19 protein-coding genes are annotated in these 15201 nt (G+C 39.4%); 3 read left to right on the forward strand and 16 right to left on the reverse strand.

All coding sequences use genetic code 11. From position 1 onward, the window contains the following. Nucleotides 1-98 precede the first annotated feature (98 nt). The 10 genes from rplS to gad all read right to left on the reverse strand — a co-directional run bounded on the left by rplS (nucleotide 99) and on the right by gad (nucleotide 8077). Nucleotides 99-455 (reverse strand): 50S ribosomal protein L19, encoded by a 357-nt coding sequence (gene rplS / locus FD16_RS01720; RefSeq protein WP_010622142.1) that lies wholly within the window; start codon nucleotides 453-455, stop codon nucleotides 99-101. 114 nt (nucleotides 456-569) lie between these two features. Further along, on the reverse strand, nucleotides 570-1328 hold the full coding sequence (gene trmD / locus FD16_RS01725; protein ID WP_010622141.1) for a tRNA (guanosine(37)-N1)-methyltransferase TrmD: 759 nt from the start codon (nucleotides 1326-1328) through the stop codon (nucleotides 570-572). Beyond that, nucleotides 1328-1831, reverse strand: a complete 504-nt coding sequence (rimM, locus tag FD16_RS01730; protein ID WP_010622140.1) for a ribosome maturation factor RimM — start codon at nucleotides 1829-1831, stop codon at nucleotides 1328-1330. The genes trmD and rimM overlap by 1 nt, the downstream gene beginning before the upstream one ends. Nucleotides 1832-1887: 56 nt before the next feature. Further along, the gene (locus tag FD16_RS01735) at nucleotides 1888-2160 is read right to left on the reverse strand and encodes a KH domain-containing protein (RefSeq protein WP_010622139.1); all 273 of its coding nucleotides are present in this window, start codon (nucleotides 2158-2160) and stop codon (nucleotides 1888-1890) included. Nucleotides 2161-2172: 12 nt separating this feature from the next. Beyond that, nucleotides 2173-2448, reverse strand: coding sequence for a 30S ribosomal protein S16 (gene rpsP, locus FD16_RS01740; RefSeq protein ID WP_010622138.1), 276 nt, complete (start codon nucleotides 2446-2448; stop codon nucleotides 2173-2175). A gap of 141 nt (nucleotides 2449-2589) precedes the next feature. Then, entirely contained in the window at nucleotides 2590-4005 is a 1416-nt protein-coding gene (locus tag FD16_RS01745; protein ID WP_010622137.1) for an NAD(P)(+) transhydrogenase (Re/Si-specific) subunit beta, read from the reverse strand. Beyond that, entirely contained in the window at nucleotides 4005-4325 is a 321-nt protein-coding gene (locus FD16_RS01750; protein ID WP_010622136.1) for an NAD(P) transhydrogenase subunit alpha part 2, read from the reverse strand. The genes FD16_RS01745 and FD16_RS01750 overlap by 1 nt, the downstream gene beginning before the upstream one ends. A gap of 1 nt (nucleotide 4326) precedes the next feature. Then, nucleotides 4327-5523: an NAD(P) transhydrogenase subunit alpha gene (locus FD16_RS01755; RefSeq protein ID WP_010622135.1), complete on the reverse strand. Its 1197-nt coding sequence runs from the start codon at nucleotides 5521-5523 to the stop codon at nucleotides 4327-4329. Nucleotides 5524-5776: 253 nt separating this feature from the next. Then, complete coding sequence (locus FD16_RS12705) at nucleotides 5777-6460, reverse strand: hypothetical protein (protein WP_155804351.1); 684 nt, start codon at nucleotides 6458-6460, stop codon at nucleotides 5777-5779. A 216-nt stretch (nucleotides 6461-6676) separates the two neighbouring features. Then, nucleotides 6677-8077 (reverse strand): glutamate decarboxylase, encoded by a 1401-nt coding sequence (gene gad, locus FD16_RS01765; protein ID WP_010622133.1) that lies wholly within the window; start codon nucleotides 8075-8077, stop codon nucleotides 6677-6679. 173 nt (nucleotides 8078-8250) lie between these two features. Between gad and FD16_RS01770 the strand changes: the two genes are divergently transcribed. Next, on the forward strand, nucleotides 8251-8520 hold the full coding sequence (locus FD16_RS01770; protein ID WP_010622132.1) for a hypothetical protein: 270 nt from the start codon (nucleotides 8251-8253) through the stop codon (nucleotides 8518-8520). Between the two features lie 68 nt (nucleotides 8521-8588). On the opposite strand, the gene FD16_RS01775 is transcribed toward FD16_RS01770, so the two are convergent. Next, nucleotides 8589-8774 (reverse strand): hypothetical protein, encoded by a 186-nt coding sequence (locus FD16_RS01775; protein WP_029508366.1) that lies wholly within the window; start codon nucleotides 8772-8774, stop codon nucleotides 8589-8591. Between the two features lie 120 nt (nucleotides 8775-8894). Continuing rightward, the gene (locus FD16_RS01780; RefSeq protein ID WP_010622130.1) at nucleotides 8895-10268 is read right to left on the reverse strand and encodes a L,D-transpeptidase family protein; all 1374 of its coding nucleotides are present in this window, start codon (nucleotides 10266-10268) and stop codon (nucleotides 8895-8897) included. Between the two features lie 259 nt (nucleotides 10269-10527). Here FD16_RS01780 and FD16_RS01785 point away from each other — a divergent pair, with 259 nt between their 5' ends. Further along, nucleotides 10528-10962, forward strand: a complete 435-nt coding sequence (locus FD16_RS01785) for a hypothetical protein (RefSeq protein ID WP_010622129.1) — start codon at nucleotides 10528-10530, stop codon at nucleotides 10960-10962. A gap of 212 nt (nucleotides 10963-11174) precedes the next feature. Here the strand turns inward: FD16_RS01785 and FD16_RS01790 are convergent, their stop codons facing one another. The 4 genes from FD16_RS01790 to FD16_RS01805 all read right to left on the reverse strand — a co-directional run bounded on the left by FD16_RS01790 (nucleotide 11175) and on the right by FD16_RS01805 (nucleotide 14170). Further along, nucleotides 11175-11885: a hypothetical protein gene (locus FD16_RS01790; RefSeq protein ID WP_010622128.1), complete on the reverse strand. Its 711-nt coding sequence runs from the start codon at nucleotides 11883-11885 to the stop codon at nucleotides 11175-11177. Nucleotides 11886-12078: 193 nt separating this feature from the next. Continuing rightward, complete coding sequence (locus FD16_RS01795) at nucleotides 12079-13119, reverse strand: zinc-binding dehydrogenase (protein ID WP_010622127.1); 1041 nt, start codon at nucleotides 13117-13119, stop codon at nucleotides 12079-12081. 120 nt (nucleotides 13120-13239) lie between these two features. Further along, on the reverse strand, nucleotides 13240-13617 hold the full coding sequence (locus FD16_RS01800) for a DUF2255 family protein (RefSeq protein WP_010622126.1): 378 nt from the start codon (nucleotides 13615-13617) through the stop codon (nucleotides 13240-13242). Nucleotide 13618: 1 nt separating this feature from the next. After that, on the reverse strand, nucleotides 13619-14170 hold the full coding sequence (locus tag FD16_RS01805; protein ID WP_010622125.1) for a DapH/DapD/GlmU-related protein: 552 nt from the start codon (nucleotides 14168-14170) through the stop codon (nucleotides 13619-13621). 124 nt (nucleotides 14171-14294) lie between these two features. On the opposite strand from FD16_RS01805, the gene FD16_RS01810 reads away from it, so the two are divergent. Further along, nucleotides 14295-15173, forward strand: coding sequence for a LysR family transcriptional regulator (locus tag FD16_RS01810; RefSeq protein WP_010622124.1), 879 nt, complete (start codon nucleotides 14295-14297; stop codon nucleotides 15171-15173). Nucleotides 15174-15201: the final 28 nt, after the last annotated feature.

Genomic DNA, 15201 nt, shown 5'->3' on the forward strand with positions numbered 1-15201 from the left:
TCTATCAGTACCAAATATTGTAGAACCAAAATCTATAAAAAAACCCAGTCTACACAAAAAGAGCATTGATCATTTTGATCAATGCTCTTTTAAAAATATTACTTAACACGACGTTCTGGAATACGAGCGGCCTTACCATGTAATTCACGCAGGTAGTACAACTTAGCACGACGTACGCGACCATGACGTGTAACTTCAAGATGGTCAACACGTGGTGTGTGAAGTGGGAATGTACGTTCCACACCGACACCGTTACTGATCTTACGAACAGTATATGTCTCGCTAATGCCAGCACCGTGGCGCTTAATAACAACACCTTCGAACAATTGGATACGTTCGCGGGTACCTTCAACGATTCGTGCATAGACACGAACAGTATCTCCAGGACGGAAATCAGGCATATCTGTACGAAGCTGATCAGCCGTGATCTTTTCAATTAACTTGTTTTGACGCATGTTTTTCTTTCCTTTCGCCGACATTCATGTCAGATTACTAACAGCGGAATACCGTTTCTGCGGCTTTAACAGCCATTAAATATACTAACATAGTTCAATACTCATTGTAAAGAACTATTCTGGCTCGGTATCGTCTTCTTCAATTTTTATATCGGACAACAAGTGTCTTTGTTCCGCAGTTAACTTAATTTTATCTAATAGATCTGGCCGGCGGTGCAACGTTCTTCTTAATGATTCTTTAGAACGCCATTGCCTAATGAGCTGATGATTACCACTCAACAGTACATCTGGGACCTTCATTCCACGAAAATCAGCTGGTCTAGTGTATTGCGGATACTCTAATAATCCATTTGAAAATGAATCCCCGCTGGCTGAATCGTGATTACCTAGCACACCTGGAATAAAACGGACAGTGGCATCAATCATGACCATTGCGGCTAACTCTCCGCCAGTTAAAACAAAATCACCTAGCGATACCTCATCAGTGACCAAATTACGGATCCGTTCATCATATCCCTCATAGTGACCACAAATAAAGGTTAGATGTTCTTCTTGTGCTAAGTCATTGGCCAGACGTTGGTCGAATCGCTTGCCCGCCGGATCGAGCAGAATCACCCTGCCTTTTGGCATCTCTGGATCTGTTTCCTTGTTAATGGCATCAAAGGCATCAAAAATTGGTTGTGCCTGCAACAACATGCCAGCTCCACCACCATAGGGAGCATCATCAACGTGACGTTGTTTATCTGTGGTATATTCTCGAAAATCAGTAACGTTAACGTCTAATAGCCCCTTCTCGGTTGCCTTACCAAGAATAGATTCAGTAAGTGGACCTTTAAACATTTCTGGGAAAAGACTTAGAATATCAATCCTCATTATTCTAATCCCTCCATCAACTCAACAAAAACAGTTTGATTATCCAGATCAACCTTCTTAATGACATCATCAATGACTGGCAAAAGTAAATCACTTTTCTTTGGTCGTTTTACTACCCACACGTCATTTGCTCCAGGAGATAGAATTTCTTTAATTGTACCAAGTTTTTTTCCATCCAGAGTTTGGACTCCTAGGCCGATAATTTGATGATGATAATACTTTCCATCTTCAAGGTCTTGCTGATCATCTTCGCTTACCATCAGCTGATGCGTTTTAAACTTTTCGATTTGATTGATATCATTAAATTCTTTAAAAGTCACCAAGAAAAAATTTTTTTGCATTCTGGCACTTTTGACAGTCACTTTAATTGGATCAGCATCTTCAATGTACAGGGTATTGCCGACTTTGAATCTTTCATCTGGGAAATCAGTTGTTGAAACGACTTTGACTTCGCCACGAATACCGTGTGTATTCACAATTTTACCAACATTATAGTATTTCAAATTGGACTCCTCTACTAACCCACATGTAAGTTAGAATATAAAAAACGCCTGCACGGTTATTGTGCAGGCGTTTCGTGGTTGCGATGATCGTTAATCAGTAACCGTACTTTTCTAGATTTATCATTAATTGTGCTATGAACAATTGTTCTAATTGCAGCTGCAACGTGTCCATTACGACCGATAACACGACCAACATCATCCGAATGAACATTCAAAGTGTACTGCTCAAAATTTTGAGTTTTTTCTACTTGAATATCAATCGATTCAGGATGGATGACAATCGGTTGAACAATTAATCTAATTAACGTATCTATTTCAGTACTAGTCATGATTATTTACCACTACTTCTTTGAAAACTTTTCATCGTGAAACTTTTTCATGATACCGGCATTTGACAAAATGTTACGAACAGTATCTGAAGGTTGAGCACCGTTGTTAAGCCATTGCATAATGTTTTCTTCTTCAAGCTTAACTTCTGCTGGTTCAATCAATGGATTGTAAGTACCCACTGTTTCGATGAAACGGCCATCACGTGGTGAACGTGAATCAGCAACTACGATACGGTAGAAAGGACGCTTCTTTGAACCCATGCGCTTCAAGCGAATTTTAACTGACATTGAATTAGACACCTCCCAAACTTTTATTAACAGGTAATAATATACCAGTGTTCGAAGTGAATGTAAAGTAAAATTCCTTAACAGTTTTATTTTTTCGATTCACTTCATTAATTTAGAAAGTTCAGGATTTTTTCAAGGCAACTATTCATCCAGGTATTCCTTAGTTGAAGCAATGATATCTTGAAGTCCTTTCTTCGCATCAGCAAACAACATGTGAGTCTGATCATCGGAGAACAGTTCGTTTTGAATGCCAGCATAACCAGTGCTCATCGAACGTTTGATAACGACAACAGACTTAGACTTATCAATGTCCAAAATTGGCATCCCCGTAATTGCAGTCCCCTTACGACGAGCGGCAGGATTGGTAACGTCATTAGCACCAATAACTAATGATACATCAGTATTTTCAAACATCGAGTTTGCTTCTTCCAGCTGCTTCATCTGATCATATGGAACGTTTACTTCAGCAAGTAAAACATTCATATGTCCAGGCATACGACCAGCGACTGGGTGAATAGCGTAGTTAACATTAATATCATGATCTGTCAGTAATTTAGCTAATTCAGCTACTTCATGTTGTGCTTGAGCGGCAGCTAAGCCATATCCAGGTACAATCATGACGTTTTGGGCATAAGCCAACTGAACCCCAACATCATCAGGTGAGGTTTCTTTGACATTAACTGGCACATCATCTGCAGCTGCACTGTTACTATCACCTGTACCAAAACCACCTGCGATAATGTTCATAACCGATCTGTTCATTGCTGCAGCCATTTGGAGGGTCAGAATAGTACCAGCGGCACCAACCAAAGCACCGGCAATGATCAAGGCTTGGTTATCAATAACGAAACCAGCCATTGCAACGGCTAAACCAGTGAAGGCGTTCAAGAGAGAGACAACCACTGGCATATCAGCACCACCGATTGGAATGGTCATCAAAATACCAAAAATTAAACTAGCTACAAGGGTTAATACTAACCACCATGCATTAACTGGAAAACCAATTGTTAATACGACGGCGGCAACAATGACAATAACAACGATGGCGTTAAGTAATTTTGCACCAGGAAATGAAATTGGTTTACCAGAAATATTACCTGCAAGTTTTCCAGTTGCAATTAGTGAGCCAGAGAACGTAACTCCACCAATTACCAGATCAAGAGCAACTGGGAAGGAAAAGGCAAAACTGATATGACTACCCGCAGTCAAGCTAAGGTAATCAAATGTACCAATTGCGGCAGCGGCACCGCCACCCACTGCGTTGAAAAGACTGACCAGTTGTGGCATATCTGTCATTTCAACGGTTCGAGCACGAATGGTACCATATGCTAGTCCTAGAATCAGGCCAGCGGCTAAAACAATGCTGCCAGTCATTGTTGCTTCATGTTTGTTAATAACAATTAAGAACGTCATGATGACGGCAATGATCATCCCCACTGCTGAAACACGATTCCCATTACGTGCAGTTTTAGGTGTCCGCATCATGTGTAATCCAATGACATAACAAGCAGCACTAACCAAATACATGAGCGACACAAGCGTAATTAATCCTGACATTACTTGTCGCCTCCATCCTGTTTTTGATCATCTGTTTTCTTAGGCTTTGAGAACATCTGAAGCATTCTGTCAGTAACGACATAACCACCAGAGACGTTAATCGATGCTAAGAAAACAGCAATGAAGGCAATTACATAAAACAACACTGAGTGAGCTTCAAGTGCAATTAAAATTGTTCCGACAACAACAACACCATGAATAGCGTTGGCACCAGACATCATTGGTGTATGAAGAGTTGAAGGAATTTTACTAATAACTTCGAATCCAACAAGAATACTTAGAACAAAAATAGCAATATTAGTATATAATTCTTGACTCATATTAGCTCTCCTCCTTTGTTTCCGAATCTTCTGCTGGCTCTTCTGGTTTCGGTAGCTCAGGAAGGTCTAGAGCCTTTCTCAACCTTGCATTAATAATTTCACCATCATATACGGCAGCCAATCCAGTTAAAACATCATCAGTTGGATCAATTTGAATTTGATCATCTTCAATAACGTAGTTAATAACTGCTTGAACGTTTTTTGCAAATAATTGTGATGACGAATTAGCTACTCGGCTAGCAAGATCACCCGCACCAACGATGGTGACATGGTTATCGGTAACGACAGTTTCAAAAGGTTTGCTTCCTGCAACGTTACCACCAAGATCACTAGCTCCTAGATCAACGAACACAGTTCCTGGCTTTGAATTTTGCACACTGTCTTCAGTTACCATCAACGGTGGTTTGTGACCAGGCACTTGTGCGGTAGTAATGACAATGTCGTTTTGAGCAATAAATTCAGCCAATTCTTTATGTTGAGCTTCTTGTTCTTCGTCAGTTAATTGACGTGCGTAACCACCACTACCGGCACCGTTAGACACAGAACTGGTTAAGAAAGTAGCACCCAGAGATTCAACTTCGCCTCGTGATGCTGGACGAATATCATATCCTGAAACGATTGCGCCAAGACGCTTAGCAGTCCCAATTGCTTGAAGACCTGCGACACCTGTTCCCAAAACTAGAACTTTAGCTGGCTTGATCGTTCCGGCCGCAGTGATCATCATTGGAAAATATTTTGGATACAAATCACTAGCGATTACGGCTGCTTTATAACCGGCAACACTGGATTGTGAACTGAGTACATCCATTGTTTGAGCTCTACTGATGGTTCGTGGTAATAAGTCAAACGACAAAACATTAACTTTGTTCTTAGCAAACTCCGTCATTTCGTCCGTAACCGTTAATGAATTTAACAACCCTAATATTAACTGACCGCTCTTAAATTGCGATCTGGTTTGTTCGTCGGGGTTATCAATCATGACGACAATATTAGACTGCTCAATGACAGCATTTCGATCGACAACTTTTGCACCCGCACTCTCATAGTCGTTGTCAAAAAAGTTAGCATCTTCTCCGGCACTAGCTTCGACGAGTATCTGTAACCCCTTTTTTACCAATCTCTTGGTAACTTCAGGGTCAAGCGCCACACGGTGCTCATGTGGCGATGATTCTTTAAGGACACCAATTGTAAGACTCATCCCAAATTCCTCCTCCTGAAAAATGTTTGAAAACGGATTCACAATGCAATTATATTGTATTCCTTTTGCAATAAATTGACAAACCATTAAATGGTAAAAATGTTTGATTTATGTGCTTTAAATAGCTCAATAACGCAAAAATATACAAAAAACCCCAGTTAACGACCAGCTTTGTCAAACTGGTTGGTAACTGGGATGGGTTGTTCACGTAATCACATATATCAGTTTTATTACGTAAAATTATCGAATGCTATTATTTACTGCTGGATGTGGCCGCCGTACTCGAAGAACTAGTTGAAGTAGGTTCAGATGATGATCTAGTTGCGGCACTGGAACTGCTAGCTTTAGCTGCTGTCGTTGAACTACTCGTCGAATTAGTTTTGCTATTGGTAGTAGATGAGGAAGATTTAGTTGATGTGCCATAGCTCTTGGCACTGGTATTGGTTCCAGTAGTTGTACTGTACGAAGGACTAACTGTGCTTGTGGACGTTGCAGTACTGGTGGCTGTATTGTCCGTTACGGTAGTTTGTGCAGAAGCTTTGCTTGAAGAACTCGATTTAGACTTTTTCTTATGTTTGCTGCTTGAACTCGATTTAGAAACAGAGGAAACTTTGGTTTTAGAACTAGCAGATGAGCTGGTTGATGTTGAGGATCCTGCACTCAGAGCTAAACTGAACACAATGATTGCCATAATGGCACAAAGCCCTAAGATCCACGGTAAAGGATGTTTATTGAACCAAGCAAAGTATGGCTTTAGCTTGTCATACCTTCCAGTTTCAGGCTTCTTATTATTGGTGGATTGATGTACAGGTTTAAATGCCCTAGCGTACTTGTTTCGTTTTTTAAATAATTGCGTTGATTTTTTGGATCTGCCTGTATTTGTGTGATGTCTGCCAACTCTTGTCGTTGCATTTTGATCTGAACCACGTTTTCTCAAATAAATCCCAACCTTAATTTCGAATACATAATGATGTTTAAATAGCTTTATAAAAATTAGTCAGGAATGATGTAGTCCCTGCTAATGTCCACTATTATCTTAATTTAATTTATCAGTGACTTCAACAAAATTAGTGTGATGGTTTTGTGTTAAAAGTTTGACATCAAAAAAAGAAGTCCACCAAGGGACCTCTTAATTATTTATATTATCTCTATCTTAGTGAGTAAAACCATAAGTCTTGATTTCTGCTTTTTCATGGAATAATACGTGAGCGTTATTTAAATCTTTAACAGCTTGCTTCAGGTCTTGAACATAGTTGTGAGCCATGTTCATCCCCAAATCTGACCGCACTACAATTCGTTGAATCACTACTTTATCAAGATCCTTTGGCAGCGGATAAGCCGGTACCTGCCAGCCTTTCATCAGTAGGCGATCCGCCAAATCATAAAGCGTCCACTCGCGGTTATCATCTTTAGTCAGCTTGTAACAGATAATCGGTAGTTGCGCCCCGTCATTGATGACGTCAAAAATATCCATTTTTTTAATTTCTTTTGCAATGTAGGCAGCGACATCGTGAGTGTGTTTTTGAATGTCATAGTACCCGTCTGAGCCAAACCGAATGAAATTATAATACTGGCCAATTAACTGAGCGGCACTGTGTGAAAAGTTAATGGCCATCGTTGGCATTTCACCGCCCAAATAACTAACCTTGAAAATCAATTTCTTAGGTACAAACTTAGCGTCTCGCCACAGAATCCAGCCAATACCAGGGTAAACTAAGCCATATTTGTGGCCTGAGGTGTTAATTGAAACAACATTTTTTAATCGAAAATCCCACTTGAGATTTGGTTCCATAAACGGGGTATAGAACCCTCCGGAAGCAGCATCCACATGAATGTATACTTTATATTCTGTGTGTGCGTTATAGTCTTCTACGAGTTGATCTAGTTTCTGGATATCGTCATAGCGACCAGTATAAGTAATCCCCAGAATGCCGACAATACCAATCGTGTATTTATCGACGTAGTCCATCACGGTATCCATGTTTAAGGATTGGTGATTTTGATCCAGTGGTACGGTGCGCATTTCAATATCCCAGTAGGTACAGAATTTCTCCCAGCAGACTTGATAGCCGCTGGAAATAACTAGGTTTGGTTTGTGAGCATTAATATCCAAGCCCAGCTTTTCAGCCCGTTTACGCCAGGAAAACTTCATGGCCATGCCACCTAACATGCATGCTTCCGACGACCCGACGGTAGAAGTACCCATATACTTTTCCTTTTTATCAGCATTCCATAGATTGGCGATAATGCTGACACAGCGATTTTCAATTTCAGCGGTCCTTGGATATTCAGATTTATCAATAGCGTTTTTTTCCAATGATTCGCTCATTAGTTTGACGGCTTCGGGTTCCATGAACGTCTGACAAAATGTTGCCAGATTTAATCTGGAATTTCCCTCGTCCAGCAACTGATCTTTCACGAGCTGGTATGCAATTCTTGGTGAAAGAGATTCTTTATTTAAACGATACTTTGGCAGATCGTGATCTTCACCATTTGATCCAAAAGTTGGCCTGAGTAACGAATTTTCTTCTTGATCGTGTTTTCCATATAACATATTAGAGCCACCTCACTTCGATTTATGTGTTATCTACTAATTGTAACCGGTTCCAATTGTGTAATATTATCTTATCATTTTCAATAAGAAGACTCAATTTAGTAAGACTTTAGATGAACTAAATTAACCTGGTAAGTATATAATTAACTAAAATGGTCAAAGGAGGAATTATAATGACTCGCCCAATGCATCGTAAACATTATCGTGTTGATAACGATACAGACCTTAATAATTTGATTAAAGACTTGAAAAAACGTGGATACGAGTGGTTTAGTCCAACTCTTGCCAACCAACCGATCAATATGCCATCAGTGGTTCATGTTGACCCGAACACAATGACCATCACAACGAGCGATATCCCCTTACTGAGTCAAGAAGATATCGATTACGATATTGTCAAATATACTAGCGGTGACAATCTGGACTTGCCGGATGGTCGTTAAAATCGTATCCACAGATAGAAAAACACGAGTGAACCGTCAGAAATAAATCTGATCGTCCACCCGTGTTTTTATTTAAGATAGCTTGTTGCCGTAATGCGTCGTCTTAACCTGAAAAAACTGTTAACAACAAATTTAACATTTTCTACTGTCATGAACAAAATTAGTTCACCGATTAGACAGACGACTAATAGAAATGAAAATGCTTCGATTATTTTTTTAAAACCATTTGCAATGTATCCTAGTGATTGCTTCAAGTTGATGCCACCAATCATATATTTGTTCGCTGTTTGAAATATCTTGTTTATTATAGCACCGCCAGCCGACTTAACCACTACCTTATCAAAATCTTAAATGATCTATTAGGAAAAAAATGGTTATTTGTTGAAAATAACGACTGGTGTACCAACGGAAACAGCCTTGTATAGCTTTGCTACAAATGCTGGTGGATTGTTGACACAACCGTGACTTCCGTGGGACAGGTACCAGTCTCCGCCATAGCGTGGTTGCCAAGGAGAATCATGTAATCCGACACCTGTGTCGTTCGCTGGCATCCAGTACTTTACTGGTTGAGAATAGTTGGCGCCGTGTAAAGTTGCATTTCTTTGTTTGCTCCAGATGTAATCGACGCCGGTGGGAGTTGATTTATGTTTAGTTGGATTGCCAGTGACAACATCTGAATCCATCACTAATTTACCCTTTTTATAAAAGTACTCATGTTGATTCTTAATATCAACCTCCACGTAGGTACTACCAATGTCTGTACCATTTCGATGGTAACCTCTACCAGTTGTAGCAACCCAACGATGAAAGTTTTTACCGTCATTAATGTTTTGACTTAACATTGTTAATTCTTGCTTTTTATCTACAGACCAGCCATAAATGCCACCTTTAACGTCAACGGTTCCTTCTTTAGTGGATTTGAATTTATGATCCTTGCCGTACGTTGCATATTGATGATTGACCTGATCCAGGAATGTCTCTATTTTACTGGTATCGAGTTGAACATCGCCATTGTTTTCTTTAATCCAAGACTGTACCCGTTGTCGATTAACTTTGAGAGATTTATGGTCGTATATTTTAATAGCGCCACTAACATTACCCATTTTAGTCATTTTGGATTTTGCTTGCTTAAATTTGGCCATATTTGTGGTCAATAACGGTTTAATGTACGTAGCGTTTAGCTTAACGGTATTTTGGTTATGATCCACACTAGTACTGATTGCCTTCGCCAGTCTGGTTGCACTAATTTGATTACCTTGATGTTGTTTGTGGGTAATCAATTTACCGTTTCTATATGTTAAATACGCGTCCTTTGATGGTTGACGTTTTTGATTTAGCTTATCAGCGGTCTGTCGACTATATTGCTCCAGTGTTTTTTGATTCAATAACGCACGACTATTGGGAATTGTTTGTGCATTGTTGGTTAGAACTTTAATCGGCCAATCCCAAGCATGCTGTTTTCTAGCGAGCTCTTTCAACGGTTGTTTAAAGTCTTTACGTATTCCAATTGTTTGTTGACTATCTTTAGCAACTATTTTGCCATTTTCCACCAGCGTCATTTGATTAGTTTTTAAGTGGTGAATTAAAATTTTATCTGCCTGATCAACACTTTTTCCAGCAATCTTAGTACCTAAAATTTCTGTGTGTGGCAGAAAATGACTATGATAATGAATTACACCACCAAAATAAATAATTATCAAAACAATAATTCCCAATGCCACGTATCCGCGACTGTTCAACTTTCTCATCTTAAGTACTCCCTATGGTGCTTACCAATTATTACAACAATATTACGTTAACATTTCATAGACGTAACATCAATGTTTTTTTATGATGGCGGTATTTTTTGTGAACATTGTCATAATTTAAGATTCGATAACTTTCTTAAGATAAAGACTAATCTTTATGATAATCCTTATATAAATTTGCGCCGTAAATTCACAATTTCAACACTGGTGGAATGATAAAATATCTTCGTTGTTTAAATTAACAAAGAAGGTTATTAGTATGTCACAATATAAGACATTTATTTTAAATTTTGATAATGGCGATCATTACACATTCAGTATGGCGGATACTAAGTTGGTATTTGCAGCTGTTACGCATGATTTTATGTACATTGATGGCTCGATTCATAATATTTTACACACATCATCTGTGTACTTAGAACTGCCAGTTGCTAAACTGCAACATATTATCAAAACAAACCTAAATCGATCGCTTACCCTTCAGCGACGCTTAGAAATTGGAGGCTTTGACTCAATTTCTTTTAGTGATAAAACAATTGAAATTGGTAGTGGTCGAAACCATCCGAATGTTAAAATTGATGAAATTAGCGGAGTGAAACCGAAAAACACTGATAGATTTTTTGTAAACATTCATCCGGAAAACGGGATTGATGTTGAAACTGGCGAAGTTGATGAACTAATTGCGGGTAAATAAGATCAAAAAGTATTAAACACATGGTTGGTTCAAGATCCAGCGGTATCTACGAATATTACCAAAACTACTAATCTAGGCCTCAACTTATCTAGTTTAAACATTGCAAACACCGATTTCTGATCATATAAGCAAGAGACCCCAAACCAAAATTCAGGATTTTGGTTTGGGGTCTCTTACATTATTTGAATAAAAATGCTGCTGTTACTCTCTTATTAATTCCAATCATGGCTAGTTTGAACAACCATATAGAGACGATCGTGGTTATCTCTGCCAGCTTTTTTACCAATATCCTTGAAACTGCCGCCAACCTGTTTCATACCGGTCATATCAAGTACTTCAGAATCATCGATATTGACGCTAAAGTACTGCTTTGCTAACGATAAAGCCAACTTGGTGTAGCCAGATTCATTCACAATTACTCGGCCACTATCATCAAAGGTGAAGACGTCATCATTGAATGGATCTTCTGGAATACCTCTTAAAATATTACTTTTTGCCTCGATCACTGCCACACCAGCTTCAATGATTAAGTAGATGTGATACTGATCATCCACCGCTTCAATTAATCTCAATGTGTGTTCTGGTAATTTATTGCCAATACCATCTAGAAACTCTGCACCCTCTGCTGCAACGGAGAATTGGTGATTGCTGTAGATGTCACTTAAAACTCTTCTAGCCTGCCAATTAGATGTTTGGTACATTAATTGGTCTTCTTTAAATTTATTTTCTGAGTACATCTGACCATAATTAAAGTCTTTGTACAGTGTTGACCACATCTCATTCGTACTTGGTATTGGTTTTAGTTGTATTGTTTCTTCTTCCATTTCGTCAAGATTAGTATTTGTAAAGCTGCCAAGTGCGTATATTTTGCCAAAACGACTGTACTGATCCCTGATTCCCTGAAATAAATTATGTTGGTCCATGAAAATCACCCCAGTTTTAGTAGGTTACCCTACTTATTTTACACTTTTTAATTAATTTTGTTGTTCAACAACATTAACCGTGATTGGAATTCCTAGCTGATTTTCGGCCATATAAGGCCCCCAAAACTAAAATTTTAGTTTTGGGGGCCTTATATTTTAAGGGACAAAGATCCCCTATATCTTATAGATCAATCTATGCAGGAATGATCATTGACTTGATAACTTCACGATTGGTCATAGCTTGGTAAGCTGAATCAATATCATCGAGACTATACGATTTAGTGAAGACTTTGCCAGGATGAATATCACCGTCTAGCACAGCCTTTAGTAAAACTTGTTTATCGTAAGTTGTGACCGACGCAGGACCACCGGCAATGATAGTGTTTGTGTAAAATGACTGAGCCATATCCATCTTTGGTTCATGTGGAAGCCCCACACGGCCAATGATGGCACCTGGACGACCAAGCTTCATTGCTTCTTCGTTTGATTGTTCACTGCCGACACATTCCAACACTGCATCAACGCCGGCATTGTTTGTTAATTCTTTGACTTTGGCAACAGCATCATCCCCACGCTCTGCGATAATATCTGTAGCACCAAATTCAAGAGCTAGTTTTTGCCTGTCTTCATGGCGACTCATAGCAAAGATTCGCTTTGCTCCGCGCATCTTAGCCGCAATAACTCCGCATAGACCAACGGCACCGTCACCGATAACCGCCACCGAATCACCCTTCTGGACGTTTGCTACGCGAGCGGCGTGATAACCAGTGGCCATCACGTCAGCTAAAGTTAGCAATGATTTAAGCATTTCTTCACTGTAATCGTCTGGATTACCGGGGATTTTAACCAATGCCCATTCCCCGTGTTGGAACCGAATATATTCAGCTTGAACACCATTACTGAAGTTATCAGTATGGTTTTGACAGTCACCATCAAAACCGGCAAGACAAGCAGCACAATGGCCACACCCGTGTGTAAATGGTGCAATAACGAAATCGCCAGTCTGAACCGTTGTAATGGCTGATCCAACTTCGGTAACGATACCGATTGCTTCATGACCGGAGTTTTCAGAATTTTCGGGAACATCGTCTAAACCACGATATGCCCACAAATCGGATCCACAGACACAGGTTCTAACGATCTTGATAATGACGTCGTCATCCTTTTGGATAGTTGGCATGTCAATATCCTTAACTTCAACTTTACCTGGTTTAACAAAAATTGTTGATTTCAAATTTAGCACTCCTTTTGAATGACTGAGTATTGAATTGCAAATTAATGGTCTAAAGTTCAGATAATTACAAAGAAATTGTATACCTTTGAGTAAGCTTTAAGTCAAGATGTTTATTGATTTTTATTTTGGTGTGACGATGACGGTTGCACTGATTGGTCCTTCTGCAACCATCGGTGGTAGGTAAGAACTGCCATCATACTTACTTTCATACGCAGCATTAATTTTGTCAGTTAACTCGGCGTCGTTGATAATTGGTGCAAAGTTAACTTGATATTCATGGCCGGCCAAACTGATTTTACCGGCTTTTTGGGTGATTGCTGAGTTGTACCATTTGGATTTTTGACCGTTCCAGGCACGAATATAAAGTCCATCGTCTACTACAACCGACCAAATCCATGTCGGGGTACCAAACGTCTTGCCGTCATCGTAGTATGGTGAAACGTGAAAATCGTCTGCTTGTTTAAATTTACTTAATTGTTCTGAAGTCCATTCACTCATATTAATCTCTCCTTACAATTTTTCTGATCTCTTTAGCTGGTACTCCGGCCACAACCGTATTATCGGGGACGTCTTTAGTCACCACCGCTCCGGCACCAACAATTGAATTTCTTCCAATTGTAACGCCGGGGAGAACAATTGCTCGTGCTCCAATCCATGCGTTTTGTAAAACATGAATTGAGCTAACCAACAATTCCCGCCGATTGTCTGGATCAGGGTCATGATTGACCGTAATCAGTGACGCACCGGGTCCAATTAGAACATTATCTTCCAATTTGATACCGCCTAGATCTGTCATTTGAACATTAGCGTTTAACAAAACATTGTTTCCAAATTCAATTCCAGCACCATAATCAGTGGAAAAAGGTAACTTCATCTGTAGATCTTTTGGAGCTGGTCGTCCTGTAATTTCTGAGATAAACTGCGCAATCATTTTGGCTGAATCTGCATTTGCATTCATATCTCTTACTAGCCTTTGATTACGATTAATTGTGGCTCGACGGTCTGCAAGATCGGTTGCGGTTAATCTGACTGTTTTGTTAATGTAAATCAACTCCTCTCTGAAGTGTATCGACAACACATTGATAAGCTTATTTTAAAGATATAAGATGATTATGTTAAATACCTATTGATAATGGTTAACTATACGTTTTAACTATCGATTGGAGGAATTAGTGATGGAAATTAGGGTTTTACGCTACTTTGTATCAGTTGCGCAAACACATAATATGTCTGAAGCTGCCCGGATATTGCACGTGTCACAGCCGACATTGTCACGTCAGATTGCTGATTTAGAGGTGGAAGTTGGTGGTCCCCTATTTGAACGACGATCACGTGAAATGGTTTTAACCGCAACCGGTAGATATTTACTGTCAAAGGCGAACACGATTCTTTCGTTGGTTGATAAAACGACTACTAATTTACAAGCTCAACAAGTTGATATATCTGGCAGTTTGGATATTGGATCAGGAGAAAGTGAAAATTTGGATGCTTTAATGAAGCTACTGGCACACTTTCAGTATGATTATCCTAATGTCACGATTCATCTACATACGGGTAACGCTATGACAACGGAAAACCAACTCGAAAATGGATTGCTTGACCTAGGTGTTACGATGGGCCGGCGAGATCTCCGTTCTTTTGATTCGTTAAAATTACCACAACAAAATCGTTGGGGTGTAATTATGCGAAAAGATAGCCAGTTGGCACAAAAAAGCAGTGTTGTGCCCACCGATCTGATTAATTTACCAATTTTTGTTTCGGAGCAAGCCATGCAGCGTGACTTTTTTGCGGACTGGTGGAGAAACGTCAAAGATTCTATCAATGTGATCGGTACTTACGACTTGCTCTACAATTCAACGTTATTAGTTCGTGCAAGAAAATGCTATGCAATTGCATTTGACGGACTGCTTAGCGGCAATATGGCTAAAGATTTAACATTTCGACCACTTCAACCTGAACTTAACGAACCAATTAATATAATTTGGTCGAAAAATCAACAATTATCACCAATTACTGCCCTATTTTTGAAGAGGCTACGGGCCGCTTTCGGATGAGATTATACAAAGTTGTTATCGTTCAAAA

Origin of the sequence: Paucilactobacillus suebicus DSM 5007 = KCTC 3549 (assembly GCF_001434475.1) — a bacterium.
Classification (GTDB): Bacteria; Bacillota; Bacilli; order Lactobacillales; family Lactobacillaceae; genus Paucilactobacillus; species Paucilactobacillus suebicus.